Source organism: Geobacter sp. (assembly GCF_030834625.1).
In the GTDB taxonomy this organism is placed as follows: Bacteria; Desulfobacterota; Desulfuromonadia; order Geobacterales; family Geobacteraceae; genus Geobacter.
In genome coordinates, this window is sequence record NZ_JAUQXO010000001.1 from 1 (window position 1) to 4618 (window position 4618).

At 43.9% G+C, this 4618-nt stretch carries 6 protein-coding genes; all 6 read right to left on the reverse strand.

From position 1 onward, the window contains the following. Window positions 1-687: 687 nt before the first annotated feature. Complete coding sequence (locus tag RCH91_RS00005; protein WP_306532452.1) at window positions 688-1119, reverse strand: hypothetical protein; 432 nt, start codon at window positions 1117-1119, stop codon at window positions 688-690. Between the two features lie 158 nt (window positions 1120-1277). Further along, the gene (locus tag RCH91_RS00010; protein ID WP_306532454.1) at window positions 1278-1583 is read right to left on the reverse strand and encodes a hypothetical protein; all 306 of its coding nucleotides are present in this window, start codon (window positions 1581-1583) and stop codon (window positions 1278-1280) included. A 39-nt stretch (window positions 1584-1622) separates the two neighbouring features. Next, window positions 1623-1910 (reverse strand): hypothetical protein, encoded by a 288-nt coding sequence (locus tag RCH91_RS00015; RefSeq protein WP_306532455.1) that lies wholly within the window; start codon window positions 1908-1910, stop codon window positions 1623-1625. Window positions 1911-2030: 120 nt separating this feature from the next. Then, entirely contained in the window at window positions 2031-2540 is a 510-nt protein-coding gene (locus RCH91_RS00020) for a hypothetical protein (RefSeq protein WP_306532456.1), read from the reverse strand. Between the two features lie 93 nt (window positions 2541-2633). Beyond that, entirely contained in the window at window positions 2634-3200 is a 567-nt protein-coding gene (locus RCH91_RS00025; protein WP_306532457.1) for a hypothetical protein, read from the reverse strand. Window positions 3201-3306: 106 nt separating this feature from the next. After that, the gene (locus RCH91_RS00030) at window positions 3307-3660 is read right to left on the reverse strand and encodes a hypothetical protein (RefSeq protein ID WP_306532458.1); all 354 of its coding nucleotides are present in this window, start codon (window positions 3658-3660) and stop codon (window positions 3307-3309) included. Window positions 3661-4618 lie beyond the last annotated feature (958 nt).

A 4618-nucleotide genomic window follows, 5' to 3' on the forward strand; every position in this document is an offset into this window, starting at 1 on the left:
AATACATTGAATGATATGCCTGCTATCTCGTTCCAGAAGGTGAATCTCTCTGGGTCGCCAATTCCACTTTTGTCTAGGGCACGATCTGATTTCCAAGCTGCTACCACAAAAGTGATTCCAGCCAACGCTTGTATTACCAGAATGATCATGTAGTTTCTTCTTGCCATTCTTCCTATCGAAACCCAACGTCTGGCTTCAGGGGCCGGCGCGATAGCGACGGTCCCCTGGAAGCAACAGTTGGAATGTGTGTAGTGATTGCACTGCCACTGCCGGTGAAGGAGAGACCTGCTGTTGACTGGGACAAAACTGCCGGACCCGCCACCGCCGGACCCTGCCGGATTTTCCTCTGCCGTTTCCCGCTGACGGTCCACAACCGTTGAAGCGCTAAAACCGGTTGAATGTGCTGACTGCCGAAATCGCCACCGCTGTCACGGCCGCTGAAGCCACAACGCAAGGGCAACACCGCCAGTTCGTGAACCACTAACGCCGCCGGTGCGAAATGCCACGCGCCACCGGATTTCAACCTTTGCCACTGCCGGGCGCCGTGGGGCATTTTGCACCGCCACTGACGTTGATGAGTTTTTACCCCTACTTGTCTTGTTGCTGGTCAAGAACTCCAACGTCAGGCTTCAGGGGCTGGCGCGAAGCGACAGTCCCCTGGAAGTACCCGTTGGGCAACTGCTTTCTTTATTTGCAATTTGAGATAACAGTTCTCAACGATGACATCACTTTTTCGGCCGGATATTTGCTTTGATCATAGCTTAGAGATAAAGCCCAATAGAGGTTGGGTAATGTGGAGACCTTCACCTTTCTGTCACCGTTTACAGTGCCTATCGTAATCATCCCCCCGCCATCATTGATGTCATCCGGATTCAAGTCTTTCATGTTGCACGATTGTTTTTCTGAAATTGTTCCATTTATTGTATAAACAAAATTAATCTTACATCTATCGATGGTTAGCGTATTTTTCGTTGTCGCATTGTTTCCCCGAATAATGTAGGAATCATTAAAGACCTTTTTGATAAACTTCTTTGCCTCCTCATTCTTGCCAGCTCTGCTCTCACCTGAAAGAAGAAGGGAAAAAATGAATATACCTAGAAAGATAGGTAACTTGCGCATCAGAAGTGTCTCCTTATTTTTATTGGCGACAACAGCTGTGAGCACACTGGGATCACCGGCGTTGCGCCTAAAAAAAGTTGAACGTTTTGTTTTTTATATGTAGCAGAATCTCAGTGGGCCAACTCTATCTGTATCACAAGTTGGATATTCCATCGCAGCTATTCAATTTTGTGAGTCCAAGATTTGTATTGATCAGAAACTATGACTTTGTTAAAACCAAGATTCTTCCATTCATTTATATGGCCCATAGCCACCGATACTACAAAGTCGTCGAGATTATACTTGAGTTGAATATGGAGTGTTTTTCTATCTTTTCCTGATGCCTGTGCAGTAGCCCCCACTTGTATGCGTTCATAATATGTTGCATATTGCCTTGCATATTTGCTCCGCTCTTGCGAATTCGCAGCAAAAGTAGTCGAGGAGCCGAATATAACCACTAGAACTATGATAATAAATACTCTCATATAATCTCCTTAAACTTACTTCACCAGACTAGTAATTACTCATATATTGTTGTTTGACTCAATAAGCACGTGAAGTATTTTCTCTATTAGCATTTTTCTCTCTAATTCATTCGGTTCCTTCTGAAGGTGACCTTCAGTAATATTTCGTTTCGTCCAATCGAGAATGTACTTCAGGTCATCTCGCAGTTCTCCGCTTAGATCGTCGTCATTCAGCCGAATAAGACCAGACACGGTGGCGTTTTCTAAACGCTTCTTGAATTGCCCATCCCCGCAAAGGCAATCAACTGCAACATACATTTTCTCCCACACGTAATTTGGTGAACTCATTGTCATCCTCCGTATTCTTGGTTGTCCAACGTCAGGCTTCAGGGGCCGGCGCGATAGCGACGGTCCCCTGGAAGTAGCAGTTGGACAATGCCCTGAAAATTTACAGCCTTAGTTTGACTTCTAAAGAAACCTTGACTCGCACTCGGCTACCAAAGTAGTGAGCTTGGACAACTGCGATGAACAGAACTCAATTGTCTCAATATAGTCGCGATCGGCAAAATATCTCCTAAGTGTGACATTTTGCGATTCTGTGGTGTCTTGGGAAACCACGGTTTCTGTACTGAGGGGACACTCTTCACCTTCTTTGAGTAATATTGCATCAATACCACACGAAGAAGCGCGAGTAGCCCCTGTATGAACAGGTTTTCGGTGCACGTCTTCAACCCTTGCTTCATTTAAATATTTCAGTTCGGCATCGGCAACCATTTTTATTTGTTCTATGCAGTACCACTCTGGAAACCCACTGACTTTTCCGTATTGCTTCTGCATATAGAACGTGATGCTTCTAGCCGCAGACAGAAATGCACTAAGGAAGTATGAAAATACCTCATCCTCCTGATAGTGTTCTTGTGCGTTTTGAAGATGAAACTCTGCCTCCTTGACTTTGTGTCGTGTTGGATTATTGATCACGTCAATTCCTCTTTATTCTTCATCGCCAACTGATGGAGAACACCTGACCGATTTTGCGGGTCAGATGTATTTTTATGGATACTATTTATGATTTTATTTTATATCGTGAGAAAGATACTCTTTCGAGAATCCACTCCAATCGTGAAATTCAATTCTTTTGATTCCAGCTTTTTTTGCATTATCAATTAAGGAATAGTCGTGTATTACTTTGTTGGCTTGATTTGCTTGATAGCTTACCATCACCTTCATAGTTCTTTTTTTATTACCAGTAAATGTGATTTCTGTAGCTGTTCCAAATTTATTAAGCCACCTATCACTGTAAATTTCAGCAAGTTGCTCTTTAGTAATTTTTTTTAGCTCTGTTTCATAGTTATTATTTTCTAAATTTTTCAGATCTGATGGTATTCTCTGTAGTAAATTTTGCGCATCTTTGTACAATACACTTCGCATATCCACTTTTTTTAAATGTGATTCTGCAGCTTTTAAATTTTCAATTGACGGACTATCTAAGAGCCTTTGTGCTTTATTAAAATTAGAATAACTTTCATATTCATATTTATCATTATCGGTGCAACCTAGAGAACTGACAATAACTACAGCTAGCATAAGCTTAATTGTCGCCAAAATTAGTTTTTCCATTTCACCTCCGATAATTTCCATCAGTTTTTTTCACCCAACGTCTGGCTTCAGGGGCCGGCGCGAAGAGCCGGTCCCCTGGAAGTACCCGTTGGAACCCTATCAAATCCTTATTTTCAGGATATTCAGTTCATTGGCATGCCACCTTTGTAGCATTCGGCAGGTCGCTAAGAGGCGCATAGCCGAGCGCTAAAGCAGCCGCAACCTGTGTTGCTGGAACTTCAACAATGGCGATACGTCCATCTGGTGTGCCGCACACGGCAGCACGGGCCTGACCATCGATGCCACAGCTTGAGGAATGAATTGGGACACCTGCACCCGTGAGCTGACGCTCCAGTTCGGGCAGCGAGGTTCCACCGCCAGTGCACTGTAGAGATCCCATGGAGATGTAGAGGGTGGTTGCAGTTGGCTGGGAAGAATTACTATCATCCCCGCAAGAGGAGAGCAAACTGGCTGCAATAAGGATGAAGATGAACTTTCGCATTGAGACTCCACCTCCAACGTCAGGCTTCAGGGGCCGGCGCGTAGCGACGGTCCCCTGGAAGTACCCGTTGGGAAAGGATAAACCTTTCAACTCGGTGGTAATTTGACCGCTTCAAGAACAGGTAAAACGCCCATTGCAAACCAACTGCAGTACTACCCAGGAAAGCAGGCAAATTACGATTCCTACCAACCCCCACCGCCTACGATCTGGCGAAGAAAGCCCAAACAAACAAAAAGGGCCAAGCGCTGCATTCCCGACCATAAAAAACCAATGTGCCCAGTGCTGACCTGAACCCGGAGAATCTGTCGACATAGCGGTTACAAAGAGCAATGGCAAATACAAGAGCAAACCAATAACAAGAATTACTTTATTGACTATATCCATAGGCGAGCCCACTGAATCCTGATAAAAGTCACTCCCAACGTCAGGCTTCAGGGGCCGGCGCGTAGCGACGGTCCCCTGGAAGTACCCGTTGGGAATACGTATTTGACAATTAACAAAGAAATTGGTTGAAGTTTACGAACTGTGAAACAGTGCTACAAACATCAAAAACAGTGAAGCTATGAATGAAATTACAAAAGCAATTCAAGATACTGACAGCAACCGGTCATTTAAATCAAGAAATTTTCTGGTGATAATAAATTCAATCAACCTTGCCAATTTATTAACAGAACCGTAAACGATGCCTCCAAACGCCATATTCTCGAACAAGTTTTTGTGCTTTGTACTCATTCTTATCAAAGTAACGACGAGTGAAATATTGGTGAAAATTACCAACACCAACAAAATTACAAGCACTTAAAAACCCCTTTTGATTACTATTACTCCGGCAAATAAACAGAGCAATTAAGATGCATAGGCAGCACAGGGGTGCTCGAAGAACTTTTTCACTTTGGTTCGGTTGTTCTGTAAATGCCGCATATGCTTTCTGGCCTTTGACTCAAGTTGCTTGGCATTT